This is a genomic window from Bradyrhizobium sp. 2TAF36 (assembly GCF_052114925.1).
Taxonomy (GTDB): Bacteria; Pseudomonadota; Alphaproteobacteria; order Rhizobiales; family Xanthobacteraceae; genus Bradyrhizobium; species Bradyrhizobium barranii.
Map to the genome: position 1 here is coordinate 1 of NZ_JBFRFR010000118.1, position 16020 is coordinate 16020.

The following is a 16020-nucleotide window of genomic DNA, read 5'->3' on the forward strand; positions in this document are numbered from 1 at the left end:
GCCCATCCAGGTTCATCCTTGAGGGATGATCATGTGGTCGTCAGTGTCGCGAGCCGGGCTTGCGGTGGACGCGGCAGCGTCGGGTGCGAATGGCAAAGGGCGGGCCGGATTGCTCTGCGTGAGCCCGAGGCTTCGTGCGGACGAACGGCCCTGACAGGCCCGTCTCGCCGGTAGTTTTCGGGCTCCGTCGACAGGGCTGGAAAATCTGCAGCGAACATGGCGAGCCGCGCGTACGGCAAAACCGTGTGGTCCTTGCTGCAAGCGGCTATTCCAGGTCACGCCAAAATGGCTAAACTGCAAGACATTTCACAATGTTACGTGCCTATGCAGGCGCCGGAAAGGGCCTACGGCGAACCCGCCGGGCCCCAATAGGCCCTAGTTTCACAGGGATACGCTGGCGCGGCTTTCCGGTTTCCCAAGGGCGCTGCTGCAACGGCTGGACGGCTTTCCTACGGCCCCTTGGCGACGATTGATCGAGATCAATTTCGCCCGTCACGCCGCTTACTCAATGGGCGGTCACGCCTACCGTCATTGGGCAGAGGCATTGGGAGTGACCGACAGGGGGCGCCGGGAATTGCAGGGAGTTACCGGCGGCCCACTCGGCCAGATGATCCCGCGCGCGACCACATGACACTCCACCGTCCGCTCGCACGATTGTAAGATGATAAATTGTTGACCCTGCTTCAGCCGATCCTGCCATGCGCGAACAGCCGTTAAATCGACGCGAGAAGCAGCTTCTAAGGCGCATTGCTGCCGGGAAAACGGATCGTGAGATAGCTGGGCGGCTCGGAGACCGTGCCGAACGGATTTCACAACAACGAGCCCGATTGCTTCTAAAGCTAGGAATCAACTCACCGGCCGAAATCGCTGACGCTGCCAGGCGGTCGGCGTACCTATCGACCTACAAAGGTGTGACGTAAGGGTGGGGGGTGGTCGAGCTGATGCGCGCGCGAGGGCGCGACCGTCGAACGATGGCGGATGTGAGCGCATCCGTCCAATGACATAGATCAAGACGAGGACGGGCAGAGCGAGTAAACTTCTAATCTTGGGGCAGTCCAGTGAGGGAGGCAGTCATGATCTCTCGACGGAAGCTTCTTTCTTCTTTCGGCTTGGCGACTGCAATTGCCGCGTTCCCGACCGTGCTGATGGTCCCTGACGCGGAGGCGCAGACCGCTGGCATGGAAAGGCGTCAAGATCGACGTGAGGGGCGCCGCGAGGATCGCCGTGACGCGCGCCAARTGCGCCGCGAGGGTCGCCGTGAGGCGCGCCAAGTGCGGCGCGGTGTAACGCCGGCGCCAGGAGTTACGACGGGGGCAGCTAAGTAGCTTGGCTAGAGCGTAGTGGGTCGATAGGTCTTCATCTCCGCTCATCGCCCCGGTGCAGCGCCTGTAGTAGCTCGCGTGCATGAAGCAAGATATGATCGAGACGTCGAATACGGACGCAGTGATCTTCATGGATTGGAACGCCGGGATCGGCGCGAGGTTAGATGGATTGCGCACCATCGCGGCGGCGCTGACCGCGCGCTGGATTGGAGGCAGCAAATGATCATCGTGGACGAAGACGGCGAGATCATCGCCACAGCATCTGATGACCATACTCTAATCGGCGGCCACCACCGCCTCGCGGTGGCGGCCAGCCTCGGTAAAAAGCTGTTGTGGCGACATACCGGCGAACCAGTGAAGCTTGATAACTTCTTCAAGCATTATGGAAGTTCTCTTCGACATTCAGCCTAAGCCGCTCGACGTCCGATAATGTCTCGCTCACTTGCCCTGCATCGTGTGCTGATCAAGCGCCCAGTCGGAGATCTTCGGCGCGCGCGCTAAGGTTACAGCCCATCGTGTGCCTGATCGCCGCTCCGCCGTCGCCGCTCTTTGCGCCTGCCACGTTCGGATTGAACGGAGCTGCGCGAGGTCGTCCGGGTCCTGTGAGGCGTGTAGGAAACGCGGGGACCACGCGACCGCACTCATCGAGGACATCTGGTGCGAGAGAATCCGTGGTTGCAGTTGCAGGGAAGCGGTGTCGTCCTGCTCAATGTCGGCTATGCCCCGATAGCGACCAAGGTCAGCAGCGCAGGGAAATGTCGCGATGGGCCATGACCGGACATTCATCTTACCCGAGGCGATGCTTTTCACCGCGTCTTCGTGTTAAAGTAGCAAGCTACTGAAGGCCACCCTGGCCGGCAAACAGGTAGGGCGAGATACGATGCGCCCTGAGACACGGTACGCCAAGAGCGGTGACGTTCACGTCGCCTACCAGGTCGTCGGCGAAGGAGCCGTCGATTTGGTCCTGGTCCATGGTTGGATTTCCCATCTTGAGCATCAGTGGGAGGATCCGTCCCTCGCCAGATTTCTCGACCGCCTGGCCTCCTTCAGTCGCTTGATCCTGTTCGACAAACGCGGCACGGGTCTGTCAGACCGCGTAGCGGATAGCGCTCTTCCGACGCTCGAGCAGCGGATGGACGATGTCCGCGCGGTCATGGATGCGGCGGGCTCGACACGTGCCGCCCTGTTCGGTGTCTCCGAAGGTGGGCCGCTATCGGCGCTGTTTGCAGCCACCTATCCAATGCGAACGTCTGCGTTGATAATGTACGGCGCATACGCCAAATGGATTCGCGACGCCGATTATCCTTGGGCACCGAGCCGCGAGGATCACGAAGCAGCCTTCAAGGCGTATGAAGAGCACTGGGGTACGCCCATCGGCCTCAAGGTCTTAGCCCCCAGCGTTGCAAGCGACGAGCGGTGGCGCCAATGGTGGGGGCAACATCAGCGCCTGTCGGCGAGTCCCGGCGCGGGGGTGACCCTTTACCGGATGAATGTTGAAATCGACATTCGTCAGATCCTTCCAACGATCCGGGTCCCCACCCTCATTCTTCACCGGCTCGGTGATTGTCTCATGAATCCTGCAGGAGCCAAATACATGGCTGGGCAGATTCCGGATGCTAAATACGTCGAACTCCCAGGCGAGGATCACATCGCCTGGATAGGCGAGGTCGATATTCTGCTCGCCGAGATTCAGGAGTTCGTGACGGGCGTACGCCCAGCCTCTGAGGTTGATCGTATCCTCGCCACGGTGCTGTTCGTCGACATCGTTGGCTCTACCGACCGCGCGGCAGCGTTGGGCGACGCACGGTGGCGGGACTTGATGAACAACTATCAACAGCAGGTTGGCAAAGAGGTAGCGCGCCTGGGAGGGCGAGTGATCAACACCGCCGGCGATGGGGTTTTCGCCAGCTTCGACGGTCCGGCACGCGCGGTACGGTGCGCCTGTGCGGTTCGAGATGGCGTAGCTGCCCTAGGACTAACAGTCCGGAGCGGCCTTCATACAGGCGAGTGCGAAGTCGACGGCGACAAGATCGCAGGAATTGCAGTGCACATCGGGGCGCGCGTCGCAGCTCATGCTGGACCTGGCGAAATTCTCCTCTCTAGCACAGTAAAAGACCTGGTTGCGGGTTCGGGGCTTCGGTTTGTGGATCGCGGGTCTCACACCCTGAAGGGCGTCGCCGGTCGATGGCGGCTTTTTGCGGTTCAGACGTAATGCAGTCGCTGCCTTACAGCGATCAAATGTCCGAGTGGGGTCAAAATCCGAAACGCTCAGCGTGAGCAAATCTAGTCCGCTCCGACCCATTAAGCTGACCTCAAAGCGAAGGCTAGCCACTTCGCTGATGGGCCATGAACGGAAGTGCCCGGTCATTCGATAACCTTGCCGCGCGCAGTGATTGCCCTCTCATTCGGGGCTACTGGATGGCGGCACCATTGAAGCCTAGGGCTGCTTGTCCGCGGGCGCAGCGATTACGGCGCCGCCATCCGCACGACCGACTTTCGCTCCGTCAACTACCTCGTCCATGATTTCTCGGATGGTGCGGGCGCAGCGACCGCACCGAGCTCTGCAGCCAAGGCAGCTGTAGACATAGCTGGTGGTTCGGCGCGTCGCAGACTTGGCGACAGTCCGCACATCAGTGTCGCTTAGGACGTTGCAGGAACAAACGATCATCGGAAGCCCGCTAGCTGAGATATCTGCTTTGCCCCTGAAAGCGGACGTTCAACGATGCGACGACGATGTGTGTTTTGTGCCATGACCGGACTCTCGGCGTCGCGCCATGACTCAGCTCAGATCGCAGGAATTACGGCAATCCGGAGAATAACAATTAGAGCGGGGGCGGCTCCGGCTGCTTCAGCTTCGGGCCGAAAGCCCTCGCCGTATCCCGCTGAGGGCGGCTCACTTTGGATAGAGCGAGTTGCCGTGCATACTCCTGGTCACCAGTTACCTTGTATTGCGGGCTTGTCAGTGAGGCGAGAAACGCCACCATGTCATCGATCTCCGGCTCCGTCAGCGCCAACGGCTGCATGTCCTTGTCGAGCCAGGGGTTCGTGATTCCATCGCCCTTGTTGTAGTGATCCATTACGTCCCACAGGGTCTGCATCGACCCGTCGTGAAAATAGGGTCCGGTCACGAGAACATTTCGTAGGCCCGGTGTCTTGAACGACGCGATATCATCCTGCTTTCTCGTCACGAGGAAGCGCCCGAGGACCGACATCTCGCTCGTAATCGCCGCGGTGTCGATACCCGCCACATGTCCTTGCGCCAGCTCTCGCTCAGCCTGCTGCGCCAGGGGAACTACATGATGCCGGAGGATGCCGATGCCAACGTTGTGAAAATCGCTATCCAAGAAGAGGGCTGCGTCCGGCTGATTGTCCGTCAAAGCATGGCAGAGGTGGCAACGGGCCTTGGCGTTGAACAAATCCCAGCCGCGTTTGGCCGAGTCGCTGATGGCGTTGACGTCTCCGGCGATGAAATGGTCGAACGGGGAATCGAAGGAAGCCAGTGTCCGTTCGTACGCTGCGATAGCGCTCAACATATCCTGCTCGTTCACGTCCCGGCCGAAGGCCTGCATGAATTGAGTCTGATAGTCCTTGTCGCCGGCGATCCTGGACAGCGCATCGCCGATACTGACCGAGCCCATCTCGAACGGATTTGTGATCGGCAGCGCAGCCTGCTGCTCTAGCGTATTGACGCGGCCGTCCCAGAATTGCGTCTTGTTATAGAGCGCATTCAACACGGTTGGGGCGTTACGTTGGCCGACGTGGCCATGGATGCCGACTGACAGGGGCCTGCCGTCTGTGAAGGCCCGCGCCGGATCGTGGCAGGTGGCGCAGGAGACCGTATCGTCGCCTGAGAGCCGAGGCTCGAAGAACAGCTTCTGACCCAATGCGACTCTGGCAGGTCTGAGCGTGGACGGCGAGATAACATACTCGGTCAAAACCGTGGGGAAGCCGATCTGAATTGATGAACGGGGCTGGGCTAACGGGCCCGGCTTGGGCAGGGGCGGTGCCTGCTCCGGCGCCAGCGCGGGCGGTGCACCTACACCGGCGTCTTTCTCTTGGGCTCGCGCAGCAACTACCGCGAAGATATACGATAGGAGCAATAGTATCACGAGGGATGTCGCGCGCATCATAAGTGGGCACCTCATAGCGGCGGCAGGGGCTCCAGCGGGCACTCAAGGCGCGCAGGGCCGAAGCAAGTCAAGAATTTCGCGACGCTTAATGTGTCCCAAGTCAGGCACTGGATATCGGTAGGACTATACACACCCCGTGGTGGGGTCGAAAGTCATTGGCCACGACCCCGAACCGGCCTGGCCCAATGTCGCAGTTGGGTCATTCGCCACCGGGTTGGCCAGGCGGCAAGTCCGGGCATGGTCTGCTATGCCGCTGAAAGCGGAAGTGAGCTATCCTGCCGCGATGCAACACGGATGCAACAGGAAATAACGCTGATGACCGAGACCGTTGCGCCCGTCGCCAACCCCGCCTCTCGACCGTGATCTAGAAAGTCCGCGACGGTCAGCGCGTCGGCACTCGCGCAGCATCTTGATTGCAGCCGGACCTACATCGGCAAGCTCGAAGCCGAAGGCGTGATCGAGCGCCAACGTGGCGGCTTCCCGCTTGATCAAAGCCGCGTGGCCTACCTGAGATATTTGCGGCGTGAGAGGCGACAATCGGCGCGCAGTGAGGCTGATGCTGCCCACGTCACGGTCAAGACCGAGATATTGCAACTGCGGCTGATGGAGAAGAAGCGAGAATTGCTGCGCAAGGCGGACGTGGATGAGTTGATCGACCAAATGGCTGGCACCGTGCTGACCGCACTGTCGAACATGCCTACGCGGTGCTGCGCCGCGCGGCGATCTTGCGATCCGTCGCAGCATCGGGCGGGTCATGTTCGAGATCGCTTGCATCTGTCAGGAGATGGCCGACAAGTGCGGCGAGCCGCTACTCGATGAACAGTACGGATTGCTGGCGCGACGTGGGCGACCGGCGGCAATGACAGCGTGTTTTCGAGAACGCTGCAATCTCCCCATGCTGTTGCCGAATAGCAACTGATTTATTCCTTCTTCGTTGAAGTGTTCCATTTTGCGTTTACGCCGCAACAAACAGTTTTAGATTTGCGGTCTCCGGGCTGGGGCGTGTTTTACGACAGCGAATTTTCGAACCCGGAGGCTTTCTGAAATGATTTTGGAATTCCTCGCAATTCTTTCTCTCGTTCAGTTCGCCAACATGATTTCGCGACTGATCGGTCGGCGGCATGACGTACTCTCCTACGTTTCAAGATCAGGTCCTCACCGGTAAGAGTGGCTAAAGCGGCATTTTGGCACCGTTTTGACGGCATCTATCGAGCCTCCCTGCACCGTGCGCGACGTAGCGACCTAGCGATTCGTCGCAGCATCGAGCGGCTCACCTCATTGTCAGCCATCTCCTGACAGACGCGAGCGATCTCGGCGCGCACCTCGAACACGACCCCCTATCTTCGATACATTTGCCGCATGGTCCGAGCAAACACTAGGTCAGCTTTCGGGACTAAAGCGGCAACCGCCCTCCACATTCGTCATCGACGGCTTATGGCCCGATCCGCACACGTCAGGCGTAGACAATGGCGAGATGGTGCACGTCTATGAGTTCTACGAACGGCTCCTCTTGACAGCGCGCAATAMTAAGTATTCTTTTCATTAGAAATCTTACGATTAGTCCTATGGACCAAGCGCGTTCGGAACGAATTGAAAAGTCTCAGGTGTTGGGCTCTCATCGTGTCCCAGCTCATTTGGCACGCCGCTTTAATCAAATTTGCCTTGGTGTAACTGCGGAGATACTCGCTGCGCAGAATTTAACACCTCTAACGTTTGGCGTTCTAGCTGCCGTCCTGGAGGAACCGGGCAGCGGCCAACGGCAGCTTGCGAGCCGGATGGGCGTCGATGCGGTTAGCTTTGGTCAAATGATCGACCTTCTAGAGCAGAAGGGCCTCGTCAAGCGCGAGTTGGATCCTGATGACCGGCGAGCGCGCCGTCTCTATGTCACAAGGCGGGGAGCTGACTTACGCCGCCGGCTGCGCCCGGTCCTGCTTGCCGCACAGGAACGGTTATTGGCCCCGCTCTCAAAATCGGAGCGCGTTGCCTTGGTGGATATGCTTGTCCGGGTAATCGAAGCCAACGATTCCTACGCCCGTCCCGGCAACGGTCGACGAAAGCCGCGTCGCAAATCAGGTGCAAAATCGATGGAGTAGGAGCCGAAGCGATGACAATTTGGCGACAGCTAACGATCTCGCTTTCCAACTCACGGCTTTCAGATCGGCAAATGTGTCCGCCGGCAGATTGCGGGGCAATGTCGCCGAGCGCTACGACTTGGCTCTTGGCATTTGTTTCTCTAGTTCTTGCTTTTCCCGTTGCCGCTCATGCGGGTTGGCCTGAGCATCAGGTGAAGTTAATCGTCACGTTTCCCGCGGGAAGTGCCAATGATGCGGCGGCTCGAATATTTGCCGATGGGCTTTCCAAGAAATGGGGCAAGCCGGTTGTAGTCGAGGGCAGGCCAGGTGCCGAAGGCACCATTGGAGTCGGCGCTTTCGTCGCGAGCCAAGATGACCATACGTTGCTCTATACCGTTGCCGGATCAGTTACCGTCGCTCCATTGCTGATCGACCACCTGAACTACGACGTCGATCGGGATTTGGTGCCCATCGCGGCCACGACGGCGATCGTTCTAACCCTTGCCGTAACTAACGATCTGCCGATCCGCAGCATCCCGGACTTGATAGACGTAGTGAGATCAAACCCAGGCAAATATGCATGGGCGTCCGGCCCAAGTTTACCGCGATACGTATTCGCGGCATTTCTGAAGCGGAATGACCTGGCAATGAACTTCGTGAGCTATAGAGACGCTTCGCAGCCGCAAGCGGACCTTGGCGAGGGCCGGATCCAGGTCCTGGTGACGTCCCTGACGGCCTCCTCCTCTCCGGTCGAGACCGGAAAGGCGCACTTTCTCGCGGTGATTAATCCCACCCGAGCCGCCGCATTGCCAGAACTTCGGACCGCACGTGAGCTCGGCCATCCAGAACTGGAAATTGATGGCTTGGCCGGAATTTTCGCGGGCACGATCATGTCGAAAGAATTGCGCGATCGAATTGCAGCGGATGTGGCCGCGATCTGTCAGGATCCGGACGCGCGTCAAAAGTTGGAAGCTGCGGGTCATAACGTGCTTGGCGGTACGACTGACGAGCTGAAGACCGGTATTGTTAAACAACGAGCGTGGCTCATCGAAGTGACCCGGATCATCGACGTTAAGAACGCTCAGTAGTCCAAGCTATGGAGACAATCTGATGCCCAATTCAGAAGGTACCAAGCTTCTTGACCTGATCCAATCTCATCGGATCACCTCCGTAATCTACGTGGCCGCCAAGCTAGGAATTGCGGATTTGCTCCATGACGGACCCCGGTCACTCGACCAACTTGCGACGGCGACGGGCACTCAGCACGGCGCCCTCAGGCGCTTAATGGCGGCGCTTTCAACCGTTGGGATATGCGCGCGGATCACTCCAGATGGCTATACGCTAACGGAATTAGGGTTGGCGCTCGACGGATCCGCTGATCAGTCCCTCAAAGCATGGGCGATCTTCGAGGGTGAAATGCTTTCCAAATCTTGGTCGGGATTGCTTGAGACAATAGTGGCCGGCAAAACTGCCGCGCAACTCCAAGGTTTTAACAATAGCTTTGAGCTGATGTCCCGCTCCCCCGAAAGTATCGGTATATTCAACGCGGCTATGGTCGATCTCACGCGACTGGTAGCACCCGACGTTCTAGACGCGTTTGATTTTAGCCAAATCTCCCACCTAATGGATGTCGGCGGTGGTTCAGGCGAGTTGATTGGAGCTGTTGCAAAGCGATATCCGCGGATACGCGGTACCGTATTTGACCTGCCCAGATGCAAGGCGACAGCGCAGGAACATCTTGAGCAAATCGGGGTCAGCGACCGTGCTCAGTTTGTTGCGGGTAACTTCTTCGACTCGATTCCAYCCTTCGCCGACGGACTGATATTGAAGAGCGTAATTCACGATTGGGACGACGAACATGGCAGTGTCATCCTTCGGAATTGTCACCAAGCGCTTCCGAAGGATGGAATACTCCTGCTGGTGGAGCGAATGATGCCGGAAACGCCAACTACCAATGATGCGGACAAAGCACATGCCATGAGTGACCTGAATATGCTTCGGGGCCCAGGCGGCCTTGAACGCACTGAATGTCAGTACCGCCTTCTCCTCGAACAAAGCGGTTTTTGCCAAGCATCCCTGCGTTTGGCCGGACGGTTCGGCGTGATCGAGGCGCGAGCCAACTAGATATTGAAGTTTAGCGCGAATTCGGTGCGAAGCAGCGCCATTCACGTTGATCGGACCGACCGGGAGTCAAACCGGCGCTTTGAGCCCAAGAGATCGCCGGATCAGCGTGACGGTCGACTTCAGGCATGCACTCACTGAATTGGTGGCGCGAAAGGAGCAGCTATCGTGTTATGAAAAGCCACGACCTGCCATAAACCAGCGTCCTTCACGAAAACCCTCAGACTTAGCTCCCGATGCGAAGGGAGCCCGTGCCCGTCCGGAGCAACCAGACCGCTCAGTTCATTGGTTACATTCGCGAGCGCCACATCGGGCCGTATGAATCGTACCGTAACGTCCATCGTTCGCTGCGTGGCGCTCTTCGCTCTAGTCGTCAATATGGTCGACAATCCTTTCTCAATTCCGGCTTTACCGTTCATCATGTCACCGCGGACGCTGACAAATTGGGCGTCGGAGGTGTACATGCGCRCAGCTGCGTGGCCGTCGTGATTGTTGAACCCCTCGGTCATTTCCACAATGACTTTGCGGATGGCTGCTTCATCCTCGCTGCTGCTGGTTTGCTGTGCTCCTGACATTAATGCTGTTCCAAACGTCGCCAGACTGACCGCGACAATGGCGGCAAGAGCATTCATATGTTTCATTTCCGCTCCTTCGCTGTCCAAATACCTGTACAATTCCGGTTTCGGCCAATCAGATGCGCATGTTGCACGAGGTGTCGGCTGACGGGGAGCCGCAAGTCTGCGCGTCGGTTCGGCAAAAATGCGGGTAGGTAGATGTTCGATTGGAACGATCTTCGTTCTTTTCTGGCGATCGCGCGCGGTGGTAGCATCAGGATCGCGGCAAAGGCCTTAGGCGTAAATGAGTCGACCGTTCAACGCCGATTACGAGCTCTTGAAGCCGCTCTCGACTGCTCCCTCGCGGAACGACAGGCCGGTGGATACCGACTGACAGCGCATGGCCAACAGCTTTTGGCCCATGCCGAACGGGTTGAAGCGACCGTTCATACCTTGCAACGCCAATCGGCAGCGCTCGACAACCCCGCGACTGGCCTGGTCAAGCTGACGAGCCACGTGACGGTCGGTCAGCGCATCATCAAATCTGGCTTTCTTGATCGCTTTCATTCGGAGCATCCAGGCATCACAATCGAGTTGATCATGGAGCAGCGCGCGCTTGATCTTTCCAAGGGTGAGGCTGACATTGCAATCCGAGGGGGAACTCTTGCTGATGACCCTGCGCTAGTTGGGCGTAAAATTGCAGAGGTCCCTTGGGGAATTTACGCCAGCCAAGCGTTTGTCGAACGCCATGGCCGACCTTCCGCACCTGCCGATATTGGCACCTTCAACATTGTCGAACTGGTTGATGAGATTGAGGCATTGCCGGCGGCGCGGTGGATGAAGACGCATGCGCCGAGGGCGAGGATTGCAGCGCGATGCAGCAATATTCCCAGCGTACACTTGGCAATTAAGGCTGGCGCCGGTATCGCGCCTTTGCCGGCAGTGTACGCGGCCGCGGACCAAGAGCTTGTCCGCGTGCTTGGACCGTTGAAGGAACTAAGCTATCCAATGTTCCTTCTTGTACACCGATTTCTTCGTAAAGTGCCACGCGTGAATGCGGTCTTCGAGTTTTGCCTCAGCGAACTGAAGCCCGTCCTGATGCGCGGCGAAATGAAGAAATGACTGTTGTGCAACTTCCGCTGATGGCCCGAAGCGGCGTTCGACCGTGACCGCTCAATTGGCGATCCCCCGACTGTTGAGTGACGACGTCAAAAGTCAGCGCGTGAAGGAGGTGATCGTCCGGTCTTTGGCACCATTGAGATATGCGGCCTCTACCTTGTCAGGCGGTCTTTGACCATATGAAGTGTGACGATCACGCCCTCCGCACTCCAATCGCACGAAATCGAGCCGCCAAGCTGGGCCGTCATGCTGCGATTGAGCAGCTTGCTTCCATATCCACCTTCACCAATCGGAGACGCGACGGGCGGCCCGCCGCGCTCGGTCCAGACGACTACCACCTCGGTATCATGCGCGGCGCAGGATATATCCAGTGTGCCGGTTGGCGAGGATAGCGCGCCATACTTCAGTGAATTGGTGGCCAGCTCATGGACAACGAGCGCGAGAGTTGTAGCCGCTTGCTCGCCGACGCCCATGCGGGGGACTGAGACGCGGACGCGACCGCTAAACGCTCCCAAGTCGTCATAAGGCGCAAGCAGTACGGTCAAAAGATCGCCTAACAGCGCCGCTTTTCCACCCTGACCGGGAAGGGGCCGGACCAGATCATGGGCGCGACCTAGCGCCGTCAGCCGATGCGTAAGTTCTTTCGCCATGTCGGCGGTCGTCTTGGCGGACCGCGAAGTGATAGCGGTGAGACCGGATGCAATGGCCAGTAGATTTTTCACCCGGTGGCTCATTTCGCCAGCGAGCAACTCATGGCCTTCCTCAGCTTGCTTGCGTCCCGTCACGTCGATGAAAATTCCGTACATGATGCGACCAACAATGCCCGCGTCATTTCCCTGGCCGCGAGCGGAAATCCACCTGACCTCTTCGCCGACCATGATACGGAAATCAATTTCGTAGGCGCCGACGATCGCGCGGGTGGCAGCAAAAGCAGCTTTTACGCGATCACGGTCGGCCGGATGTACATGTGACGAGAGGTCATCGAACGACACGTATTCGCTCAGGGGCACCCCCCAGAGATCGAAAGCCCTCTCGTCCATTGTGAATCGATTGTTGTCTACGTTCCACGACCAGAGCGCGACGCCCGCCGCCAGGATTGCCAAACGAAGCTGGTCGGCATTCCAAACCGGCAGGCCCGCCTTCTCGGCCGGGTCTTCGGAAACCTTCGGGACTGGGACCACCTCAACCAAGCCAACACCTTGCGCTTCCACGTTTATTCCTCAGCCCGATGAACTTTGCCTGCTGCAGTGGATTAGATCGGGAACAACGCCAGCCTGCAAACGCCTTAGGGGATTTCGGATGACGCTTTGGGAACCAACTCCGCGGCCCCCCAAAAGGTTCGAGCAACAGGTTGGATTCCTGGCACATAAAACGAGGCTGAGAGGCCAATTCGATTAGATGAAAGATTGACCGATGATTTCAGCAGCGAAACGAGCGGTCATTCTTATTGTTGAAGATGACGTGTTGATACGGATGGACGCGGCGCAAATGATTGCAGGAGATGAGTTCGATGTGATCGAAGCGGCCAATGCGGATGAAGCCATTGCTATTCTCGAAACCCGATTAGACATCACCGTCGTCTTCACCGACATCCAAATGCCCGGCAGTATGGATGGTCTCAAACTGGCTGCCGCGGTCAGAGATCGCTGGCCTCCGATCAAGATCATTACCACTTCCGGCCAAGCCAGAATCAGTTGTGATGATCTGCCAGACGGCGGGCTATTTTTGCCGAAGCCCTACAATGCTGCTCAAATCTTGAAAACGCTTCGTGAATTGACAGTCTGATTGAAGCACCTTTCAGCGGAGCTAACGCAGTCGTTGCGACTTCCGGGTTTGTCCCATCAGCGAAGTGGCGACACCTTTCATTGAGGTCCGCTTGGTGGGGTAGAGCGGACTGACTTTGCTCACTCTGAGTTCTTCGCATTTTGACCCATAGCTGGTCTCGACCTCTCACCGCTTTAAAACTTCGCGACCGTTCGCATCCCAAGGACGATGGCGTGCCTCAACGACGCGCCCGGCATGGTCCGGGTCGGGCCGGTTGCACCACCACAGGGGTGGCGAATGTACTGGAGGTTGAGTTGCAATGTGAGGCCGGCGCGCACCTCATACTGATAGACGGTGGTCAGCAGTCGCACCGGCCAATTTGGTCCGTACCGGGACTGGAAGTCGCGGTCGAACGCCGTTGCCCATGGCGACACATGGGCGTAAGCGACGGCGACGCCGAACTTGTCGTGTGGACGCGCATCTGCGAGACCGACGAATTCAAATCCTCCGTCGGCGTAGACATCGATCAGGTTGCGGTCCGGTGGCGAGTAAGACGCGCGCGCGAAGACGCCGATGCCGCGGTCGTCGTCGCCGTGAACGCGATAAATCTTCTGTTCGAAGACACCGTAGATCCCGTAGTCGCCCGCCAGCCTGGCGGGCGTACCGCTCGTCGCGGGATCCGCGAGCGAAAGCCCACTTGTATCGAAGCGTTCGTTGTCGAAACCACCTAGATGGCGCCAGCCGCCAAGCTTGAATTTGCCGTCGAGACCAGGATCACCCTTCCTCGAACTCCACTGAAACTGAGCCTCGGTGAGCACCAGCGGAGGGTCGTTGACGCGAAAATTCAGTCCGTACCGGTCGCGAAGCTGCGGATCATCAAGGCCGGGCCCCGAGGCATTACCGTCGAAGACCGCCCCGACAAGGGTCAAATTGTCGGTCACGTCAGCGCGGAGACGCGCTCCAACGGCGGCCAGCGGAGGCGAGGGGCCGCCACTCGGCATATTCAAGGCAAAAATGCCGGGCCAGCCGAGTGAGGCATTCGTGAACACGTCGGTGTATTTCGAAGCCGCAAACTCGGAATCAGCGGCAAGCTGGCCTGCGCGGAGCGCGATCTTGTGGTCGTTCCATTTCTTCTCGAACCACATCTCGTAGAGACGCGTGGTCGGGAGTGCCTCGATGCCGCTGACGTCGAGGAAATTCAGCAACGCCCCGCGCGAGAGGCCGCCCCGTCGATCCGGAAGACGTTGGCATGAAACGTAACTCCGTTCAGCCCAATCATCTTCTGGAGATCGACGTCCATCGCGAAGTTGATGCGATCTTCGTAGACTGCACTTTGCTGCGCGCCGCCCGAGGGATTGCCGAGCACCTCGCCGATATATGTTACGGCAAACTTGATGCCATTCTTCTCAAAGGGATTGGGCAGCAGGCCCAGGGTGGTTTCCTGCACCGTGCTCTCGCCGGTGTCGGGATCGGATGGCTTTAGATCGTCGGTTTTCTTGTCCTCCTGCGCGAAGGCGCTCCCTGCAAGGGGCGCAACGAGCGTCAGTGCCAGCAGCCAAGCGCGCATCGTTCAACCTGTCCCTCGGCCGGTCATGTTGCAGTGTTCGGCGGGCCGCCACAACGTCCTTTCAGCACGGCCAACAACCTCCCCATGTGTTACGAAGTGAACATAGCCTGCACCGCTCAGTTCGAAACGTCTCCGGCCATGGAACCTTCGAGTTCCATTCTTGTTGTCCCGCAGTTCTCCGGCGATCAGGCGGGACTTATCAATGTCGGTGACAACCAAGAGACGCGGTGACAAGGCTTCCAAGGGTCCCGCAGCGCGAGCTGGAAAGCTCTTTGGTGACATCGCCAACCGCACATCTCAGGCCGCCGGCCGTGCACTGACCTTCGTGATCGCTGCCGCGGTCGTGATCATTTGGGCGATCACCGGGCCAATCTTCCACTACTCCGACACGTGGCAATTGGTGATCAACACCGGCACAACGATCGTGACGTTCCTGATGGTCTTCTTGATCCAGAATTCCCAGAATCGCGACAGCGCGGCCATTCAGGTGAAGCTGGACGAGCTCGTCAGGGTAAGTGCCGTGCACAACTCGTTCGTCGGGATCGAGCATCTAACTGACGATGAGCTCGACGAGATCCGCTCGAAATGCGAGGTGCGGGCCAAGGCCGAGAAGGCCGGAGAGCAGACGGTGGAGAGTGCCAGAAAGAAGGCGCGTCGCGCCGCAGACCTCGTCACCGAATGAACGGTGAAGCAGATCATGACCGCGGTATCCGACACAGCGCGGTTTCGAGGAATATTGAGTGCGTTGCCGAGCTGGAAAAGGAAGAGGAACGAAAACTATCGAGGTTTCATAGGGCTTCTCACACGGTCGGATGGTTCGTCGGGACCATTCATTTCGTGTTGCTTCAACTCCTTCTCGTCGTCGCGTGGGTCGTTTGGAATACCTACGGGTCCACTCGCTTCGACCCTTACCCGTTCAATTTCCTGTCGGCCGTGCTCGCGCTCGAAGCCGTGCTTCTGACGTCCTTCGTTCTGATCCGCCAGAACACCATGGATCAGCGCTCCGAGCGGCGTAATCACCTCGATCTTCAGATCAATATCCTGGCGGAGAAGGAGGCGACCAGCATCCTCCATAAGCTGGATGCCATCGCTGCGAAGTTCGACGTGGAATTTCCACAGGATCTCGAGGCCACAGAGCTTGCCAAGGATACTCAGGTGGAAAGCATTGCGCGCGATATACGCTCCAAGAACGACAAGACGTCCGTCTAGCGTTCCGCGCAAACAACAGCATGGGCCTCTACTTGGTCGATGATCCGGAAGGGAAAAAATTCAAATGAGCAAGAAAACAGCAAAGCAGCAGCTCGACAGCGCCCGCGCTGACCTTGCAGCGGCGGAAGCCAACCTGCGGGCCGTTCTGGAACGCCAATTGGC

General features: G+C 58.4%; 18 protein-coding genes. 11 read left to right on the forward strand and 7 right to left on the reverse strand.

The window, feature by feature from the left end:
* Positions 1 to 698: 698 nt before the first annotated feature.
* The 3 genes from AB4Z51_RS40550 (at position 699) to AB4Z51_RS40560 (ending at position 1733) form a co-directional block, all read left to right on the forward strand.
* Positions 699 to 920, forward strand: a complete 222-nt coding sequence (locus AB4Z51_RS40550) for a LuxR C-terminal-related transcriptional regulator (RefSeq protein WP_441499365.1) — start codon at positions 699 to 701, stop codon at positions 918 to 920.
* A 496-nt stretch (positions 921 to 1416) separates the two neighbouring features.
* Positions 1417 to 1545 (forward strand): hypothetical protein, encoded by a 129-nt coding sequence (locus AB4Z51_RS40555; protein ID WP_441499366.1) that lies wholly within the window; start codon positions 1417 to 1419, stop codon positions 1543 to 1545.
* Positions 1542 to 1733, forward strand: a complete 192-nt coding sequence (locus tag AB4Z51_RS40560) for a hypothetical protein (RefSeq protein WP_441499367.1) — start codon at positions 1542 to 1544, stop codon at positions 1731 to 1733. Before AB4Z51_RS40555 ends, AB4Z51_RS40560 begins: the two co-directional genes overlap by 4 nt.
* 424 nt (positions 1734 to 2157) lie before the next feature.
* Here AB4Z51_RS40560 and AB4Z51_RS40565 read toward each other — a convergent pair whose 3' ends face one another.
* Positions 2158 to 2295 (reverse strand): hypothetical protein, encoded by a 138-nt coding sequence (locus AB4Z51_RS40565; protein WP_441499368.1) that lies wholly within the window; start codon positions 2293 to 2295, stop codon positions 2158 to 2160.
* Here AB4Z51_RS40565 and AB4Z51_RS40570 point away from each other — a divergent pair.
* The gene (locus AB4Z51_RS40570) at positions 2281 to 3534 is read left to right on the forward strand and encodes an alpha/beta fold hydrolase (protein WP_441499369.1); all 1254 of its coding nucleotides are present in this window, start codon (positions 2281 to 2283) and stop codon (positions 3532 to 3534) included. The genes AB4Z51_RS40565 and AB4Z51_RS40570 overlap by 15 nt on opposite strands.
* A gap of 610 nt (positions 3535 to 4144) precedes the next feature.
* Here the strand turns inward: AB4Z51_RS40570 and AB4Z51_RS40575 are convergent.
* Positions 4145 to 5452, reverse strand: a complete 1308-nt coding sequence (locus AB4Z51_RS40575) for a cytochrome-c peroxidase (RefSeq protein WP_441499370.1) — start codon at positions 5450 to 5452, stop codon at positions 4145 to 4147.
* 270 nt (positions 5453 to 5722) lie between these two features.
* Positions 5723 to 6112: a hypothetical protein gene (locus AB4Z51_RS40580; protein WP_441499371.1), complete on the reverse strand. Its 390-nt coding sequence runs from the start codon at positions 6110 to 6112 to the stop codon at positions 5723 to 5725.
* A 905-nt stretch (positions 6113 to 7017) separates the two neighbouring features.
* Between AB4Z51_RS40580 and AB4Z51_RS40585 the strand changes: the two genes are divergently transcribed.
* The 3 genes from AB4Z51_RS40585 to AB4Z51_RS40595 all read left to right on the forward strand — a co-directional run bounded on the left by AB4Z51_RS40585 (position 7018) and on the right by AB4Z51_RS40595 (position 9648).
* Positions 7018 to 7545 carry a MarR family winged helix-turn-helix transcriptional regulator gene (locus AB4Z51_RS40585; protein WP_441499372.1) on the forward strand — a complete coding sequence of 176 codons (528 nt, stop codon included), beginning with the start codon at positions 7018 to 7020 and terminating at the stop codon, positions 7543 to 7545.
* Between the two features lie 191 nt (positions 7546 to 7736).
* Positions 7737 to 8612, forward strand: a complete 876-nt coding sequence (locus AB4Z51_RS40590; protein ID WP_441499373.1) for a Bug family tripartite tricarboxylate transporter substrate binding protein — start codon at positions 7737 to 7739, stop codon at positions 8610 to 8612.
* A 22-nt stretch (positions 8613 to 8634) separates the two neighbouring features.
* Entirely contained in the window at positions 8635 to 9648 is a 1014-nt protein-coding gene (locus AB4Z51_RS40595) for a methyltransferase (RefSeq protein ID WP_441499374.1), read from the forward strand.
* Between the two features lie 131 nt (positions 9649 to 9779).
* Here the strand turns inward: AB4Z51_RS40595 and AB4Z51_RS40600 are convergent, their stop codons facing one another.
* Entirely contained in the window at positions 9780 to 10286 is a 507-nt protein-coding gene (locus AB4Z51_RS40600; protein ID WP_441499375.1) for an SgcJ/EcaC family oxidoreductase, read from the reverse strand.
* Between the two features lie 132 nt (positions 10287 to 10418).
* Here AB4Z51_RS40600 and AB4Z51_RS40605 point away from each other — a divergent pair, with 132 nt between their 5' ends.
* Positions 10419 to 11321, forward strand: a complete 903-nt coding sequence (locus tag AB4Z51_RS40605) for a LysR family transcriptional regulator (RefSeq protein ID WP_441499376.1) — start codon at positions 10419 to 10421, stop codon at positions 11319 to 11321.
* Positions 11322 to 11470: 149 nt separating this feature from the next.
* Here the strand turns inward: AB4Z51_RS40605 and AB4Z51_RS40610 are convergent, their stop codons facing one another.
* The gene (locus AB4Z51_RS40610) at positions 11471 to 12451 is read right to left on the reverse strand and encodes a sensor histidine kinase (protein WP_441499382.1); all 981 of its coding nucleotides are present in this window, start codon (positions 12449 to 12451) and stop codon (positions 11471 to 11473) included.
* Between the two features lie 280 nt (positions 12452 to 12731).
* Between AB4Z51_RS40610 and AB4Z51_RS40615 the strand changes: the two genes are divergently transcribed.
* Positions 12732 to 13103 (forward strand): response regulator, encoded by a 372-nt coding sequence (locus AB4Z51_RS40615; RefSeq protein WP_441499377.1) that lies wholly within the window; start codon positions 12732 to 12734, stop codon positions 13101 to 13103.
* A gap of 173 nt (positions 13104 to 13276) precedes the next feature.
* On the opposite strand, the gene AB4Z51_RS40620 is transcribed toward AB4Z51_RS40615, so the two are convergent.
* Both AB4Z51_RS40620 and AB4Z51_RS40625 read right to left on the reverse strand, forming a co-directional pair.
* Positions 13277 to 14287, reverse strand: a complete 1011-nt coding sequence (locus tag AB4Z51_RS40620) for a carbohydrate porin (RefSeq protein ID WP_441499378.1) — start codon at positions 14285 to 14287, stop codon at positions 13277 to 13279.
* Complete coding sequence (locus AB4Z51_RS40625) at positions 14281 to 14649, reverse strand: hypothetical protein (protein ID WP_441499379.1); 369 nt, start codon at positions 14647 to 14649, stop codon at positions 14281 to 14283. Before AB4Z51_RS40625 ends, AB4Z51_RS40620 begins: the two co-directional genes overlap by 7 nt.
* A gap of 202 nt (positions 14650 to 14851) precedes the next feature.
* Here AB4Z51_RS40625 and AB4Z51_RS40630 point away from each other — a divergent pair, with 202 nt between their 5' ends.
* Together AB4Z51_RS40630 and AB4Z51_RS40635 are read left to right on the forward strand one after the other, a co-directional pair.
* Entirely contained in the window at positions 14852 to 15331 is a 480-nt protein-coding gene (locus AB4Z51_RS40630) for a low affinity iron permease family protein (protein WP_441499380.1), read from the forward strand.
* The gene (locus AB4Z51_RS40635) at positions 15328 to 15858 is read left to right on the forward strand and encodes a DUF1003 domain-containing protein (protein WP_441499381.1); all 531 of its coding nucleotides are present in this window, start codon (positions 15328 to 15330) and stop codon (positions 15856 to 15858) included. Before AB4Z51_RS40630 ends, AB4Z51_RS40635 begins: the two co-directional genes overlap by 4 nt.
* The last annotated feature ends 162 nt before the right edge of the window (positions 15859 to 16020 follow it).